Origin of the sequence: Marinicrinis lubricantis (assembly GCF_042658665.1) — a bacterium.
Lineage (GTDB): Bacteria > Bacillota > Bacilli > Paenibacillales > KCTC-33676 > Marinicrinis > Marinicrinis lubricantis.
The window spans coordinates 20877-37098 of sequence record NZ_JBHSQV010000169.1 but is presented as its reverse complement, the minus strand read 5'-3'; the positions used below and the strand labels follow the sequence as shown (position 1 = coordinate 37098).

15 protein-coding genes are annotated in these 16222 nt (G+C 45.9%); all 15 read right to left on the bottom strand.

Features of this window, described 5'->3' with window-relative positions:
• Positions 1–10: 10 nt before the first annotated feature.
• Positions 11–1138, bottom strand: coding sequence for a hypothetical protein (locus tag ACFPXP_RS15070; RefSeq protein ID WP_379895140.1), 1128 nt, complete (start codon positions 1136–1138; stop codon positions 11–13).
• Positions 1135–1395 (bottom strand): acyl carrier protein, encoded by a 261-nt coding sequence (locus tag ACFPXP_RS15065; protein ID WP_379895139.1) that lies wholly within the window; start codon positions 1393–1395, stop codon positions 1135–1137. Before ACFPXP_RS15065 ends, ACFPXP_RS15070 begins: the two co-directional genes overlap by 4 nt.
• Positions 1385–2911 carry a class I adenylate-forming enzyme family protein gene (locus tag ACFPXP_RS15060; RefSeq protein WP_379895138.1) on the bottom strand — a complete coding sequence of 509 codons (1527 nt, stop codon included), beginning with the start codon at positions 2909–2911 and terminating at the stop codon, positions 1385–1387. The genes ACFPXP_RS15065 and ACFPXP_RS15060 overlap by 11 nt, the downstream gene beginning before the upstream one ends.
• On the bottom strand, positions 2904–4748 hold the full coding sequence (locus tag ACFPXP_RS15055; RefSeq protein ID WP_379895136.1) for an ABC transporter ATP-binding protein: 1845 nt from the start codon (positions 4746–4748) through the stop codon (positions 2904–2906). Before ACFPXP_RS15055 ends, ACFPXP_RS15060 begins: the two co-directional genes overlap by 8 nt.
• Complete coding sequence (locus ACFPXP_RS15050; RefSeq protein ID WP_379895157.1) at positions 4735–6081, bottom strand: glycosyltransferase family 4 protein; 1347 nt, start codon at positions 6079–6081, stop codon at positions 4735–4737. Before ACFPXP_RS15050 ends, ACFPXP_RS15055 begins: the two co-directional genes overlap by 14 nt.
• Positions 6082–6086: 5 nt before the next feature.
• Positions 6087–7019, bottom strand: coding sequence for a DUF6005 family protein (locus tag ACFPXP_RS15045; protein WP_379895134.1), 933 nt, complete (start codon positions 7017–7019; stop codon positions 6087–6089).
• A gap of 5 nt (positions 7020–7024) precedes the next feature.
• Positions 7025–7297 carry an acyl carrier protein gene (locus ACFPXP_RS15040; RefSeq protein ID WP_379895133.1) on the bottom strand — a complete coding sequence of 91 codons (273 nt, stop codon included), beginning with the start codon at positions 7295–7297 and terminating at the stop codon, positions 7025–7027.
• An 18-nt stretch (positions 7298–7315) separates the two neighbouring features.
• On the bottom strand, positions 7316–8437 hold the full coding sequence (locus ACFPXP_RS15035; RefSeq protein WP_379895131.1) for a DegT/DnrJ/EryC1/StrS family aminotransferase: 1122 nt from the start codon (positions 8435–8437) through the stop codon (positions 7316–7318).
• A gap of 12 nt (positions 8438–8449) precedes the next feature.
• Positions 8450–9448: a Gfo/Idh/MocA family protein gene (locus ACFPXP_RS15030; RefSeq protein WP_379895130.1), complete on the bottom strand. Its 999-nt coding sequence runs from the start codon at positions 9446–9448 to the stop codon at positions 8450–8452.
• A gap of 10 nt (positions 9449–9458) precedes the next feature.
• A complete protein-coding gene (locus ACFPXP_RS15025; protein WP_379895129.1) occupies positions 9459–9722 on the bottom strand; it encodes a phosphopantetheine-binding protein in 264 nt (87 codons plus the stop codon).
• Positions 9723–9740: 18 nt separating this feature from the next.
• Positions 9741–10979, bottom strand: a complete 1239-nt coding sequence (locus tag ACFPXP_RS15020; protein ID WP_379895128.1) for an AMP-binding protein — start codon at positions 10977–10979, stop codon at positions 9741–9743.
• Positions 10963–12030 (bottom strand): hypothetical protein, encoded by a 1068-nt coding sequence (locus ACFPXP_RS15015; protein ID WP_379895127.1) that lies wholly within the window; start codon positions 12028–12030, stop codon positions 10963–10965. Before ACFPXP_RS15015 ends, ACFPXP_RS15020 begins: the two co-directional genes overlap by 17 nt.
• Before the next feature lie 21 nt (positions 12031–12051).
• The gene (locus ACFPXP_RS15010; protein ID WP_379895126.1) at positions 12052–14295 is read right to left on the bottom strand and encodes a helix-turn-helix transcriptional regulator; all 2244 of its coding nucleotides are present in this window, start codon (positions 14293–14295) and stop codon (positions 12052–12054) included.
• Positions 14296–14363: 68 nt separating this feature from the next.
• Positions 14364–15227, bottom strand: coding sequence for a carbohydrate ABC transporter permease (locus tag ACFPXP_RS15005; protein WP_379895125.1), 864 nt, complete (start codon positions 15225–15227; stop codon positions 14364–14366).
• On the bottom strand, positions 15221–16156 hold the full coding sequence (locus ACFPXP_RS15000) for an ABC transporter permease (RefSeq protein ID WP_379895156.1): 936 nt from the start codon (positions 16154–16156) through the stop codon (positions 15221–15223). The genes ACFPXP_RS15005 and ACFPXP_RS15000 overlap by 7 nt, the downstream gene beginning before the upstream one ends.
• Between the last annotated feature and the right edge of the window lie 66 nt (positions 16157–16222).

Here is a 16222-nt window from a genome sequence, read left to right as displayed (position 1 = left end):
CACCTCATCTCTAGGCGTTTTCTTTTACAAGACTGACAAAGGATTGCAGCTTCCCATTCGGCGAAAGAGGAATCTGCTCCTTTCTTTCAATGGTCAGATTCACTTCTGCATTTAAGCTCTGCCGCAAAAACTTCTCCAGATGGGTCCTCAAGCTGTGTTCTTCCGATATATTCCCTGCAACAAGCAGGCGAAACCCGGTGTAAGATTCCTGAACCACTTGAAACTGTTTGATTTGCTCATTTTGTGCCAGCTCGTAAAAAAACTTGTCCAAATATCGAAAAATAGAAGAATGAACTTCGCGGCCTGGCAGCTTAATCTGCTCATTCCTTATCGGAAACAGTTCAAGGATTCGCGCACCGAATTCATTACGCCTCGTGCGTCCGATATCTCCTGTCCGATATCTTACATACGGAATACTTCTCATCAGAAAAGAAGTGACGACGATTTCACCGTAAATCCCATCCGCTGCAGGCTTGTTCGTACCCGGCTCCAACACTTCCACAAATACAGAATCCTCATCGATTTCCAGCTGACCCGCTCTATTGGAAAATGCAATGCACCATATTTCTTCCAAGCCGTAATAATCGACCAGCGGTACACGGAAAACGCGTTCGATTTCTTGCTTTTGAGAAGCGTGCACCGGTTCACCCCAGTTCTGAACGAATAATAATGAACCCGGTATTACGGCATTCATTTGAGATATGTGCTGAGCAAGCGATACAAGTGCCGAAGCCCTGCCTTGAATCATATGAAAGTGCTGCTGCTGAAGCTGATTCACGTAATGATCCAGGTGATGCGGTTCAGACAGGCTGCGATTACTCATCAATAGCATATGATGCTTGGGAGGCAGTCCCCACTTTTTCCGATGACGATATAATGCCATCGCTAGACGCCAGCGTTCTTCCGCTGTCTTTACACAACGAAAAGGGATCCCTGTCGTTCCAGATGTAAAAGATTCATAGACTTTCCCCGAATAGGGCAGCTCGAACAGCTCTCTCTTTTCATTGATTAATGCCTTATCCGTCACGGGCAGCTCCGACCATTGCTGAATATCTCCGAGTGCCTGATAATAAGGATAATCGCTCAGCGATGCCATGAACTGGCGCAGCTTACGTTCTATATCAACGGTCGGCTTCATGCTGCCATCTTCCCGGCTACGAAGTGAATGACAGATTGGACAGACCTGAACTTCTCAGGGTGCAGATCATCCACTTCCATCTCAAAGCCGAACCGTTCCTCTATGGCGGAAAGAAGTTCAAGGAATTGAATGGAGTCCACGTCCAGGTCGTTCGCCAATGAATGGTTCAGTTGAATCTCAGAAACTTCCTTTTTACAGCATTGCGCAATAATAGAGATCACCGCTTCTTCTATGTGCCCATGACTTTTACTTTCCATTTTCCCACTCCTTTGCCATGCTTCTAAGCGCAGCTCGGTTTAATTTGCCCACCGCCGTTTTGGGCAGCTGCTCCCTTTCTACGAGAATATATTCTCTCGGTCTAAAAAGGGGCTGCAGATGCAGCTTAATATAGCGAATCAATTCATCCAGAGAAGCGGACGGGTCCTGAAAAGCGATGAACGCCACCATCTTCTCTCCCCATACCTCATCCGGAATTCCTGTCACCGCAGCTTCTTTTACACCCGCAAAATCGTGTAAAACTCGCTCTGTCATTTCCGGATAAATCGTATGTCCCCCGATATTGATCGCGTTGTCCTTCCGACCTGTAACATACAAAAAGCCTTCGCTGTCGAGATAGCCGATATCCGACGTATGCAGGCCAAGCGCATCCAATTTCTGGGCACTGCCTTCCGGATTATTGTAGTAGCCAAGCATTACATTGGGGCCGCGAACAATGATCTCTCCTGATTCTCCGGCCGGAAGCTCTTGTTCTCCTCGGACGATGCGTATATCTACGTCCTTTACCGGAATACCTACGGAATTCGGCCGGTTTCTCAGCTCTGAGCCAGGCAGATAAGCTACTCTAGGCGAAGCTTCCGTCAGCCCGTACGAAGGCATTAGCTCAACAAAGGGCAATCTGTCGCTTAATTGAAGCAGTCCTTCACTTGGCATTGGCCCCCCTACAATCGTCATCCTGCGTAGAGAGGCGAAGTCTTCCTCCCCCCATTTGTCTGATTTGACGAGAGGCATCAGGACGGAAGGAACGGTACACATAAACGTCGTTTCGTGTTCCTTGATAAATCGAAGCATCTCGAAAGGATGCATGAACGATTCAGTGAGCTGCAGATTGCATCCGGCGAATAGAGCAGTAAGCCACTCTCCGGTAATGGACGAACAATAACCGAGCGACTTGAACAGCAGCACTTGGTCATCGCGCTTCAGGTCCACATAGCTCTGTATGGAGTCTACATTTGACAGCACATTTCGATCGCTCAGCATAATCCCTTTCGGTGTCCCTGTCGATCCTGAAGACATAAAGATAACGGCGGTTTCTTGCGGCGGTGTATATTTTCTTATAGCCCCAGCCTGTGGCGGAGCGATCAGCACTTCCCCAGAATGGCATTCAATGATGCAGGCACGGCCTATTCCGCTAGGATGATGCCTAGACTGCTGTGCTGCGAGAAACTTGTCCTTCGGTACAATCACCATCTCCGCTTCCGTTTCGTCCGCAATACGTGCAATATCCTCATAAGAGGAAAATGGATGCATCGGTACTGGAATTCCGCCAGAGAACACAACTGCCATCACCGATCGCATGCACTCTATAGACTGTTCCATCCATAGTACCGCGATAAATCGATCCCTCATCTTCAGCCGGTCCCATGATGCCGCTAATTCCAACGCAGATTCGGAAAGCTTCGCATAGGAAATGTAGCGGGTGTTTCCACGTATAGTTTCCAATACACCTCTGTCTGTGCGAGCATATTCACGAAAAAAACGATTCAGCTCATTCATGCTCCACACCTGCCGCAACCGGAATGGATTCAAGCTGTTCCTGTGGATTCTCCTGCTTATCCATGTCGGCGACCAATGCTCTATACAACCCACTTCGCTCTAACAGTTCCGAGTGCGTGCCTTGATCGACAATTTTGCCTTGTTCCATCACAAAAATGGTATCGGCATGAATAATCGTATTGAGACGATGTGTTGAAATCAGTGTAGTTTTATTTCTCATCAGTTCCTTTAGGGCGACCATCACTTCGTTCTCCGTCAGACGGTCTAACGCCGATGTCGGTTCATCTAGGATGAGGATGTCCGGCTTCTTCAGGAATACTCTAGCAATCGCAATTCGCTGGCGCTGTCCGCCTGATAATTGAAAGCCTTTATTGTCCACGACCGTATGAATGCCGTCAGGAAGCTGTTCCAACAGCTCTTTTAAATTCGCCTTGCAGGCTGCCTCATATACTTGTTCATCAGAAGCCTTAAGATCGCCTAGCCTAATATTTTCGGCAATGGTACCCTTGAAAATATAAGACTCCTGAAACACAACGCCTATTTTCGTATTCAGCTCCTGTCTGTTCAGTTCTTGGAGCGTACGGGAATGGATCTTCACTATTCCAGAGGTGATCGGCATAAAGCCGGTAAGGGTTCTGAATAATGTAGTTTTCCCGGAGCCGCTGCGCCCGACAAAGGCAGCCGTTTGATTTCGTTTCACCGTCAAGTCCACGTCCTTCAATATTTGGACACCATCGTACGAAACCTGCAAACGTTCGACATCTACAGACGCTTCTGTATCTTCGTTCACAGACGCTGCAGAAACCAGATGCTGGGCATAGATGGGGTCATCCTCGTCTTGGGCGCGACCCTGCTCGTTACGAGCAGCCAAATCTTCAGGCGGTGTATGAAGAAAAGATTCAATTCTTTGCAGTGCAACCTCCGATCTTTGCAGCTCAGCATAAAAATTATTTATGGCCTGTACCGGATTTAATGCATTCTGTAAATAAGTTACCGAAGCAACCAATAGACCGATCGTCAGCGTTTCATCCAGCACTTGATGACTTCCTACCCAGTAGACTGCAACGATAATCAAGCTGATCACGAAACTGCTGGACTGATGCGACAGCACTCGAAATAACGTTTCCTTCGTACTGGAGCTCACAAGTCCTTTATACATTTTTTGATTGCGCTCGCGTTCCCACTGTTCAAGTCCGTATACCCGAATTTCCCGCGAACCGTCAATGCATTCCAGTAAATGGGTACCGATCTCCTCATTATGTGTGCGCACATGATCGATATGCTGAGTCAGCTGCTTTTTGACAATGCGCGGCAGCCAAAACAATATTGGCAGTCCGGCAGCCGCAAGCAGACCAAGCTTCCAATCCATCGAAAACAATACCCCAAAGGCGAGCAGCATCATAAACAGCTGCGAAACGAGTTCAACAATGACATGGTTGACGTAATTGCCCATCGTCCCCGTATCGTATCCAAGCAGTGCCATAAATTTGCCCGCACCGTTCTTTTCAATTTCGGGAATCGGAATTTTGCGTATATGCTGTATCAGCACTTCCCGAATATCCAATGTATGCATGATGCCGAGGTATCTGAAAATCCCTGAGCGAATCAATGAAAAGACCACTGCGGTCAGCGCTAATCCCAAGGATAAAAACAAGAGCGTCGCGATCATTTCCGTCTTTTGATCGATGAGTACATGATCAATTAAATAAGCAAAAATGAGAGGCTGACCCATCATGGCCGCAAGCTGTATAAAGGTAGACACATAAGCCAGCGAGGTTAGTTTCCAGCGAATATTCACATGTGGCACTAATCGCAAAAACAATTTAATGCTGTGCATGAATCCCTGCCTCCCCTGCAAAATGATGAATGATCGGCTTGACCTTGTTCATCCATTCCGATAACGGTTCTTTCTCTGAAACCGATAATACGGTGAACGGCGTTTCGTTCAGCCATTCCAGCCTGTTCAGACGGTCCAGCAAGTAAGTGTCCTGCATCTCTTCTATAGGAGTGCGGGCCATACGGAATACGCGCTCTCTTCCTTCTCTGCTGAAGGCATTCAACTGGATGCCTTTCGCCAAAGACACGTAATCGACAATCCGCGGCATAATCGATTGGTAATCGTAAGCCTGCGCTCTCAACAGGGCTCCTTGGGAAAGCTTTAGGTGCAATTCGGATTCAGTCAGCAGTCTGACACATTGCTTGACCGCGTGCTCCCGATCAATGTCGGGGGTATCCGATGTCCAGCTGCAATCGACGAACAAACCATCTTCTCCTTCAGCCACAATCTCCTGAAATCCATTCCACCTCGTGCATACGACAGGAAGCCCTGCTGCTTTCGCCTCCAGCAAATTAAATCCGAACGTTTCCCCAGGATCTGTTGAAAAATTCACCAGCATGCTCGACTCGGCAAATAAATTTTGTTTGCGTTCCCCCACGACAGGCCCAATCCATTCCACGGCATTGTGCAATCCGTAACGCTGCATCTGCTCTTCTAATCTCCCTTTATACCTTTCGATTTGCTGTTTTGTCCCGGTAAACTCCCCGGCGATCACTAATTTAGCGTCCGGAATCTGCTCGCGAATGTCCGAGAAACAGGCCAGAAGAAAGTCGATATTCTTCACATCTTCAATACGGCTAATCGATAGGATATTCCGCTGTGTACTCCCTGTGTTCGGGATCGTTTCCCTTACATCCAGGCACAGCGGCACATGCACGGCACATCCAAATCGCGGTGAAATTCGCATCAGCGCCCTTTTGCAGGATACCGTGCTGTGAAGCAGCACATCCTTCTCCGATACAAACGGGGCGATCGCCAGCCACTGCTTCAGCCAAAACGGCGTCGCCACAGAGTGGGCAATATAGAGCATGGTGAGATTGATGCCCTTCGCATTTCTGGCCATCAACAAATAAGGAATGACGAAGGGAAGATTCAGATAAAATGCCTGAATATCATATTTCAAGCAGAGAGACTGCAAGCCTTCTCCGAGCTCCGATACATTGTCAGGGAAGCGTTTCTTCCACTTTTCGATCGAACCTCCGAACAATTTCATGAATGACAAAGGGGGAATTTTAACCATTTCCGCATATTCCCCTAAGTAACGGGTCCACATGTCATCAATTACCCGCTCATTCACCTTTGGCGAATGGCCGCCGACATATCCAATCCGCACCTTTTTCAAGACGATTGCGTCTCCTTCCATCGCTGGTATAAGGTCCACAGCTTATCTTTGAGCTGGCGCTCCTGAACATCGAGCTGTTCTGCCTTTTGGAGCAGTTCATTTAGTGAAGTAACACCCATCGATGCACGAATCGCCAAATATCCGAATGCATTCCATCCTTTCACCAGCTTCTCTACGTGCTCAGCACCCGGCTCATGACTCTGATTCACGGTTTCCCCGAAATAATCAAATGCTAGCATGTAGCTCCATTTCCGCTTGGCAATAATGCCCACCTGCGCGAATGCTTTGGCAAGCTGCGCTTTTCGATCCCCATTGGACTCATCCATGAAACGACGAACCATCTTCTTGGTTTCAAAAGCCAGCGGATTGCGTTCAAAGACGAACTCTTTTTCAAAATGCTCGGAAACTGCGCTCTTCAGTGGCGAAAGGAGCTTCGTTGTATCTAGAACAAATCCTCCGCCCAAGGCATTCTCACAAAATGCGCTGTACATCTCTTCCTCTGTCAAGAAGCCTTCCCAGCTTAAATAAGGATCGTGGATCAACCATCTGCCATCCTGTTCATGAAGGACAATCACAAAATGCGGCTGATGAACCTGTCCGAAGCTTCGTGTCTCATATCGCAAATAATATAAATCCAGCTGAACGAATAGATGCTTACCCGGTTTGACAGCGTCTATATATTGCTTCAGTCGAATGTAATTGTCCTGTTTGCTTAATTGATAGTCATACCACGCTTCTAATTGTTGGGCATAGAGCCGTTCAAACATCGAGACATAGGCTTCATTCGTGATCAGAGTAGAGAAATACGTTAACCGATCCTCTTCTACCGCAAAAGGGGTATCCCACGCGCCGAAAAAGAGCGGCCGCGCATCCGCCTTTGGAGTTATGCAATGCGCAAAACAATTCAGCAGGCAATGAATTTGCTGCACAACAATCAATCTCCCAAGCCCAGCTTTTCTTGGATCTTGTCAGAAATCACCTGAATCGTAGCAAAGTTCTCTTCCAACAATTCGTCGTCCTCATAAAAAATTTGATAATGCTGTTCAATATGTACCATTAGATTAACAAGCATGACAGAATCCATTCCAACCTCGGACAGTTGAGTGTCTAGCATCAAATCGTCTGATAATTCTGGGCGTTCCAGCAATTCACAAATACGATCCTTCAAAAAATTTTGGATATGCTGCTCGGTTTGCATCGTCTCCATCGGTGTGATCCTCCTCTATCAAACTTGTACTTTACCCAAGACGGATTGGATTTCTTCTGCGATCCGCCCAACCTGCTCTTCGGTCACGGATATATTCATCGGTAAAGAGACAATTTCTTTGGCATACTTTTCCGCATTCGGGAAATCCCCTTCATCGTATGGCAAATGTGAAAAGGCTGCTGTGCTGTGAACCGGCTTCGGATAGTGAACGGCTGTTAACACACCTTTCTTCTGCAGCTCTTTTCGAAGCTTGTCCCTAACTCCGCTTTCTACCCTGACAATATACAGATGGAACACATGGCTCTCGTCATTACGATGCTTTGGAAGAACAATGCCCCCTGTATGGTGCAGATGATGCTCATACATCGACGCAACCTCGCGTCTTTTAGCAGACCAGCTGTCCAAATAGGCCAGCTTTAATTCGAGTGCTATGGCCTGCATCGGATCCAATCGGCTGTTGAACCCCGGCAGCTCATGCTGATATCTGACTTCACCCCCGTGATTGCGCAGCTTTTTAATCGTGGAAGCCAGCGCATCGGATGAAGTCGTAATTCCGCCTCCATCGCCTAAAGCTCCAAGGTTTTTGTCGGGGTAGTAGCTGAAGCAGCCCGCAGTACCGATACTTCCGGCCATTTTTCCGTTCATTCTGGCACCAGCAGCCTGTGCACTGTCCTCCACGATGGCAATATTTCGTTCCGCCGCCCAAGAGGACAATTCGGATAAGTCCACCATTTGACCGTACAGATGTACAGGGATGATCGCTTTCGTCTGTGCCGTAACCGCCGCCTTCACCTGCTCCAAGTTCAATAGATAAGTATCGGGCTCGCAATCCACCAGCACCGGTACAGCACCTGTATGGTGAATGGCTTCCACGGTAGCAATGAACGTATTGGCAGCTGTAATGACTTCATCACCAGGGCCTATCCCAAGCCCCTTCAAGGTTAAGAATAAAGCATCTGTTCCATTGCCTACACCAATGGCTTGACGGGTTCCGATATATTGCGCAAATTTGAATTCAAAGGACGTTACAGAAGTTCCTCCAACAAAAACACCTTTTCGCCCTAATTCCGCCACTCCTTCCAGCCACCGATCCCGAATCATTTCAAATTCAACCTGGGGACTAGAGAATAACACGCCCATCGACATTTCCTCCTAATTTTGAGCAGTCCATTGCCTGTTGTTCATCATTATCGCGTCCACCACTCGCATATTTTCAACAGCTTCCTCTAATGTTACGGCCAAAGGACCGCCATGCATGACGTGCTCTGCCAACGACTGATAAATGATGAGTGCCGATGACCTGGATGCCTGGTCAAGGTGCAGCTTTTGATCTGGTTTCCCTTTCTCAAGAAGGAGTGCTTCTTGCGGCGAGACCACGACGGCTGTCCGCTGATCACCGCCCACAACCCACATGGGAGCTGCACCGTGGGAAGCAAAGTTCACCTCCATGCTGAGAACAACATGGTTATCCATCACTAGATTGGCTCTAACATAGTCATCCACTTGATTTTGTGTCCATTCATAGCAGTGAATGAAGGAATAAATATCTTGAACTACCCCAGCTTTTAACTGAAGCAGCTGATCAATCAGATGAATCCCCCAATCATATAGCGCTCCTCCGCCGTACTGCCTCGTATTTCGCCAGCCGGGATGAAATGATTTCACCCCGAAGCTGCCACCCGATCCAAACATATGGTGACGCCGCTCTACGAACAACAAATTGCCAAGCGTTCCATCCTCGATAAGCTGGCGAATGAGCTTGAAATCGGGATCAAATCTGCGGTTATGAAACACGGTTACTGATTTTCCGACTTGCTCAGAGGTTTGCTGAAGATCGATGGCCTCACTGTATTGAACGGTCACGGGCTTCTCGATAACAACGTGTTTGCCGAAAACAAGAGCTTTCTTAGCGATTTCGTAATGAGAATTTGGCGGGGTAGAGACGAGAACGACATCCACATCGGATTCGAGTAAAGTCTCCAGCTTGTCTGTCGTATGAAATCCTCGTTTCGCTGCCAAGTCTCTCCGCTGCTCGGTAATGTCATATACCACCGACACTTCCATTTCTGGCACTTGCTTAATAAGCGGCAAATGAATCAGTTCAACGATTCTCCCAAAGCCTACAATTCCAAGCTTTATGCTGTGACTCATCGCCTGCCTCCTACGCGGTTTGCCCAGCTTGAAGTTCTTCAATAAATGTAATTAGCGATCCCATCGTCTCGAATACGGCAGGATCTACATCTTCCTCGGGTACCTCAACATGGAACTCCTCTTCCATATACACCACTAACTGCAGCACCATTATGGAATCGATTCCTAAATCCTCATAGATTCGGTCGGACTCATGTACCTCATCCGGCAAAGTATGCTCCAAATTCTCAACGATCATCGCCTTCAGCTTTTCCAAGACTTCTATTCTGCTCATATGATCTACTCCCATCCATTAATATTGTTCCGCCAACAGCTTTCTGCTGATTTTCCCGGCAGCGGTTTTAGGGATTTCTTTAACCACATCAATCGAGCTTGGAACCTTATAGTTAGGCAGCCGCTCCATACAATGCTGCTTCAACATTTCCGGGGAAATATGAGGAGAAGCGACCACCATCGCTTTCACTGCTTCACCCCAAACCTTATGACGTGACTTATACACTACCGCTTCTTCAACACCGTCTACGCCAAATAGAACCTGTTCTATCTCGTAAGGGATGACTTTCAAGCCTGTAACATTGATCAAATCATCCAGTCGTCCCGCCAGCTGTAATCTTCCCTCGGCATTGTTCCAACCTGCATCACGGGTATGAACGGAATAGTCGTCCATATAAGCGATAATTTCGCCCGGTTCCTTCTCACTGCCATCCACTTCAACCTTCAAATGCTTGAGCGGAGTCCCTACATCGGTATGCGACACTGGATCCTCCCCTATAGCAATACATCCTAGTTCCGAACAACCGTACTGCTGGTATACATGCTGTGTGCAGTTTTTCATTTTTTCAAAAAGTGCCCCTGTTAAAGGCGCTCCCGAGCTTACTGCCTTGTGGAATGAAATGCTGTTTTTCGTTATGGATTGCAGAATATGAAATAAATACGGAACCGCATATACGATCGAGGTTGGAGTGTTCTGTATGAGATGCGCTGCGAACTTCGGATTCTTATCCGTCACCACCGTCGGGACCGCTCCGCGCTCTATCGCGGACAGAACACCTGTAATTAAACCGAAGGAATGGGATACCGGCACGAGAACGATCGGCTGTTCCGCCGAATCGGATTGCAGGGCCTCATTATAGTGTGCAATCTCCCTCTCAACATGGTGCCAAGATCTTCGAATCACCTTCGGCTTTCCTGTCGTACCTGAACTAAATTGAAGAAGGGAAGGAATATCGTTTTGAGTTCTGCCAGTCAGCGGGTAAGATCCTTCTTGAAGCGAGCCGTGAAATAAAACGCGGCAGCCGGCTTCTTGCGCTGATTGTACCGCTTGTTCCTTAGGTGTGTCTCCATTCATTAACAAAATAGAGCCTTCTGCATGAATGACTTCCTTCACCAGAGCAATGATTTCAACCGGATCTCTTAGCGCGGCGGCGATGATATGTCCTGTTATTTGAATTTTTGGAAGCATTTGGGAAATATGGCGCTGAACCTGTGCGATATCTTCTGAAGTGAACAAGTTCTTATTTACGTACAGCAACTCCTTCACCTCCCGCATCCAATTTAAAACCGAGCTTGATTTGTTCGATCAGCTGAGGAACAATATGTCTCTCCGCGTTTACAATCGTTTCCAATTGATCCGTAATTGCCATTTTCAAACCGGGATCATTCGAGAAATTATATTTCATAGCCAAATTCCTAGTAATTAAGCTTGTCTTCTCCAGTTCAGAAAAACGAGATTTCAATTCTTCTCCATTCCATAAGTCCGCTTTCGTCTGCATGAACTCAATTCTGGAGACCATCTGCTTCTTATGAAGATAAATGACGTGAAATGGACGTATGTCCAAGTACTCTTGACGATCACATACGTGATCAACGTACTTGATAAGATTGCTGTAGCATCGCAATCCGTAGCTCCAATTTGGCTTGCTATGAGCATAAAGCGCTTGATCGGAAGCCGAGGAGTCTATTGAATGCAGGTAATCCTCCAACCGGCGTATGACCAGCTGCGGGTGAAATGGAATCGGCTCTGCCAGCTCTTTCTTTGATAGTACAAACATCATTCCGTTATAGTGGTTGTAATTCAATTCCATTTCGGGTGAAAGTTCGTTATATGCTATTCTCAAATCCTCAAACGAGCATGCAAGTCTTTTATATTTCCCGCTGGCGAAATTGTCAGAGATATCGAACTCCTCTTTCCCCAAATGATAGCCGTATACAAATAATTCATGAGGCCGATGTGATTTTTGGTAATAGACGGAATTGGGAATATAAAATTGGTCTACGATCAAAATCACATAACAGCCTGAATCGATGCAATCGATTAAAAAGCGAGTAATATCGTCCCAACCTTTTTCTACGATCCTTTTATGCACCATTTGAGTTTCCAGCCATGGGCATGTTTTAATCAAATACGGCGCGTAAAAGCTTAATGTAAAGCTATCCTCGAAAGACTGATCATGGTACAGCTGAATAAAATGGCTGTGAATCCAATCTGCAGCTTTGTCGTCTCCCTGAATAATGGAAAGCACATTGGCAATATTGTTATATGCATCAATTGCTGGGTTCGTAACAGGAAGAGCCTTCTCCAATGACATCACACTCCAATACGTTTAAGGACTTGTTTTTTTCCTATAATCACTTGGAGATATACCAAAGTATTTCTTGAAGGTAGTCGTGAACGTAGAGGAATTTTGATACCCTGTCTTTTCCCCTACCTCTGCAATCGTTAAATTCGAATCCTTAAGCAGCTCTCTTGCATGCGAGAGTCTAACTTTATTCAAATACTCCACATAGTTAACACCAAACGTTTTCTTAAAATAATTCGAGAAGTATTTCGGAGAAGTCTCCAACACTTCAGCCATGTGATCCAAATATAAATTTTCCATATAATGCAGATCGATATATTGTGAAATGAAAGCAGGATTGAGCTTGCTTTTCTGCTCCCCTTTGCTTTGGTTTGCCAAAAATTTGGCTACCTTCACCAAACCCCGCTCCATATCGCTGGGATGGTCAGCTTGTTCAAGCTGCTGTAAAAAGTCCGTCTCCAATTGATACAAAGCCTTGCTGTCTGCAGAGCCGTTTCCCGTATGTCTCAACATATCGTAAAACATCGCTTTCACCACATGTTCCATCTGGTGTCTGTGAATGTTGCGGTCGATATTTTCTTGTATCGTTTCCGTTACGATTTTGACGGCATCGGTCATTTTTCCGCTCAGCAAATAATTAGACAGCTTCTCCATTTTCTCCAGCGGATAATAAATACCGCACGTATATTCGATTTGTTCGACATCCATGACGAAAACCGAATCATTCACATGGCGATAAGCGGCTCCGTTCGCTACATCCCGATATGCCCTTTTACAATTGGCCACTTCACTCGCATAGAGCTTGCTTACGCACGCCCATATGACATAATGCCTTAACTCTTCATCCGTTCGATTCTTAAATGATCGTAATTGTTTAAACAAAGTATGCCGGGCGGCGGAGTTTTCCAATCCCACCAATGCAATGAAATATAAGCTGCCAATATGGAAAACGGGAACATCCAGCAGTTCGCGCTTCAGTCCGCTTGCTAAAATCACTTCAATCTCTTCCACATGCACGTGATGACCTTGTTCCGCTTCCTTCGGATGCAGATGGAAAAGCACCATGGCAAACTGCTTTTGGACATACATTTCCGGTAAATATTTATGAATCAAATGCTCATATTCACTCGGCTCCGCATATTCATCCAATGCACGAAGAAAAGCAGCTCTTCGAATCTCCTCATCAACCGTATCCAGTTGATCTCTCAATCTCTTATTTTCCGTTTGAATTTGCAAAATGCCTTTATGAATATTTCGAAAATCGTTACCTCGATGATTCCCAATTCCAAGCTGTTGGAGGATATTCTTAACCGGCTTGTAAAGATAAATACTTAGTAAGAAAGACAGAATAATGGTACTGATGATCGCTGTAATCATGATCGTCTGATTCGCTTTATTCACCGAGTCAATGTTCATGAATTGGTAAGGGACCTTGTCGATATATATAAAATCGTTGTAATCGGATCTGTAAATGTTATACTCGAAATTTTTGCGTGTAACCGATTGTTCCTCCACATTGAAATACACATCATTGAGCACCTCTACCAAGTCGAAGCTTTGATCGGTACTTAGAATAACATTTCGATTCGGATCCAGAACAATGAAGGATGACCCGGGAATCATGGCGTTTTGGTTCACGTAACTCAACCATTCCTCGGCATCAATGAGCAGCATAATGTTCTTGTCCGACAGACGAACTTTATTCCCTCCCGTGATGACCATTAAATCCTTTTTCTTTTTCTGATTAATGGTCTCATTCTGAATGCTGAAGGTTTCTGCAGGAAACACTTTTCCCGCTCTTGGAGACCTCATATACTCTTTCCAGTATTCAGCATCGTAAAGATCGTGCTTATATTTTTTTTCAAATATTTCGGTTAGACTTGAAGTTCCGTATGACGTAACGGCGAGATCCATATTATCGTAAAACACAACCACATCTTCGATAAAATCGATGGAAGAGACGAGAGTAGTGACATTCTTCTGCAAATCATAAATCTTTGCCATATCCGTACGCCCGTCTGCCTCTATCACATTGTTATAAGGCAATGCATGGATGGAGTGGATCAAGCTGTCAATCGTTCGAAAGCTGTTGTCGAACGATTGTATCATCGTCTTCACGACCAGCGTGTTGTTCTGACTGACCTTATCATAGATTCCAGCGATGGAGTTCCGGTGTACAATATAGTTGGATACAAACATGACCATCATGACGATCAGCAGAGCAAAGAAAATCTGCAGCAGTCCCACGTTCGTAATTAATCTCTTCATCGATTTCTTCCCCCCGTCATAGTCATCTAATCATGACGCGTATCCAAACTAATTCTACACGGCTGACATTACCCCTTCTCAGAACCTAGCATGACACCTTTGGCAAAATATTTTTGAGCAAATGGATAAATCAGCAGGACCGGAACCATCGACAATACGATCGTGGCATTTTTCATCGCTTGCGGTGCCAGTGCAGCTCTATCCACCAAGGCGGCATCTGATTCTGAGTTGAAGATCAGCATATCCCGAAGTACAATCTGCAATGGAAACATATCCTTGTCATTCAAATAGATGAGCGGCAAGAAAAAGCTGTTCCAGTGCCCCATAAAATAAAACAATCCGATGGAAGCCAGCGCAGGCTTGGAGAGCGGAATGACGATATTGAACAAGATGCGGTATTCCGAAGCCCCATCAATCTTAGCCGCCTCCCTGATTTGAGAGGACATATTCTCGTAAAAGCTCTTCAATATAATCAATTCAAAGGTCCAAATCGCGTTTGGCAGCACTAAAGCCCATACGGTATCAATCAATCCTAACTGCTGTACAACCATATATGTCGGAATGATCCCAGCGTTCAAGAACATGGTGAGCACAATCGCAAGCATCCAGAACCTGCGGCCAAAAAATTCTCTTTGCGCCAGCGGATAAGCCGCAATCGCCGTAAACAACAGATTGATAAAGGTCCCTAAAGCGGTGTAATATATGGTATTCATATATGCTCTCGGAATTTTATCATCCTTCAGCACTTCCACATAGGCATCGAAATTGAAGCCTTGGGGCCACAAAAACACTTTCCCCTGCAGTACGGAAACCGTATCGCTGAATGAAATGACGGTGATATACCAAACCGGATATAGCGTGCATATGGCAACGCCGATCAAAATGATCGTATTGAGTATGTTAAAAAACGATAGCTTGCGTTCTCCTACCATAGACCGCTGCCTCCAATCCTCTTACTTAACTGGTTCGCCCCTAGGAGCATAACCAATGCCACTGCGGATTCAAACATTCCAACCGCTGCAGCGTAGCTGTAGCTGGACTCCAATAACCCTTTTCGGTAAACGTAAGTGGAGAATACGTCGGCCACATCGTATGTCATTGGATTGTATAGAAGCAATACTTTTTCATAACCGATGCGGAACATGTTGCCTGTGTTCAAAATGAACATGACAAGCACGGTAGGCATAAGTCCTGGAATGGTGATGTGTCTCATCATATGCCACCTATTCGCGCCATCCACTTTGGCGGCTTCATACAGCGTCGGACTAATACCGGCAATCGCCGCTAAATAAATGATCGCCTGATACCCCATCGTCGCCCAAATTTCGGAAATGACATAAATCGGCCTGAACCAGTTCGAATCGATGAGAAAGTACTTTTTCTCAAATCCTAAAAAGGATAGGAATTGATTGATCAGCCCGTTGGTAGGCGATAAAAAATCGATGATCATACTCGCAATAATGACAACTGACAAAAATGCAGGCAAGTAACTGAAGGTTTGAATGGACTTTTTAAACCATTTCACCCTTACTTCGTTGAGCAATACGGCTAAAATAATTGGAAATGGAAAGCCGAATATCAATGTAAAAAATCCGAGCAGGAACGTATTCCTAAACAGCATCCAAAAGTCTTGATTGCTAAAAAATTTCTGAAAATGCTCCAGTCCTACCCATTCGCTCCCCCATACACCCTGATATACACTATAATCCTTAAAGGCAATGACCAACCCGTACAGAGGGCCATAACGGAATATAGCATAGAACACAATACATGGAATGAAGAGCAAGAGCAGCTGACGATCCCGCCTGATATGTTTAAGTGTAGCGATGAAACGGGTCTTCAACGGTTTCTTTGTGCGCACTTTGCCAGCCTCTACACTTGGTTGTTGCACATTCTTCCCTCCTATTTAATGATAGGCACCCAGAAA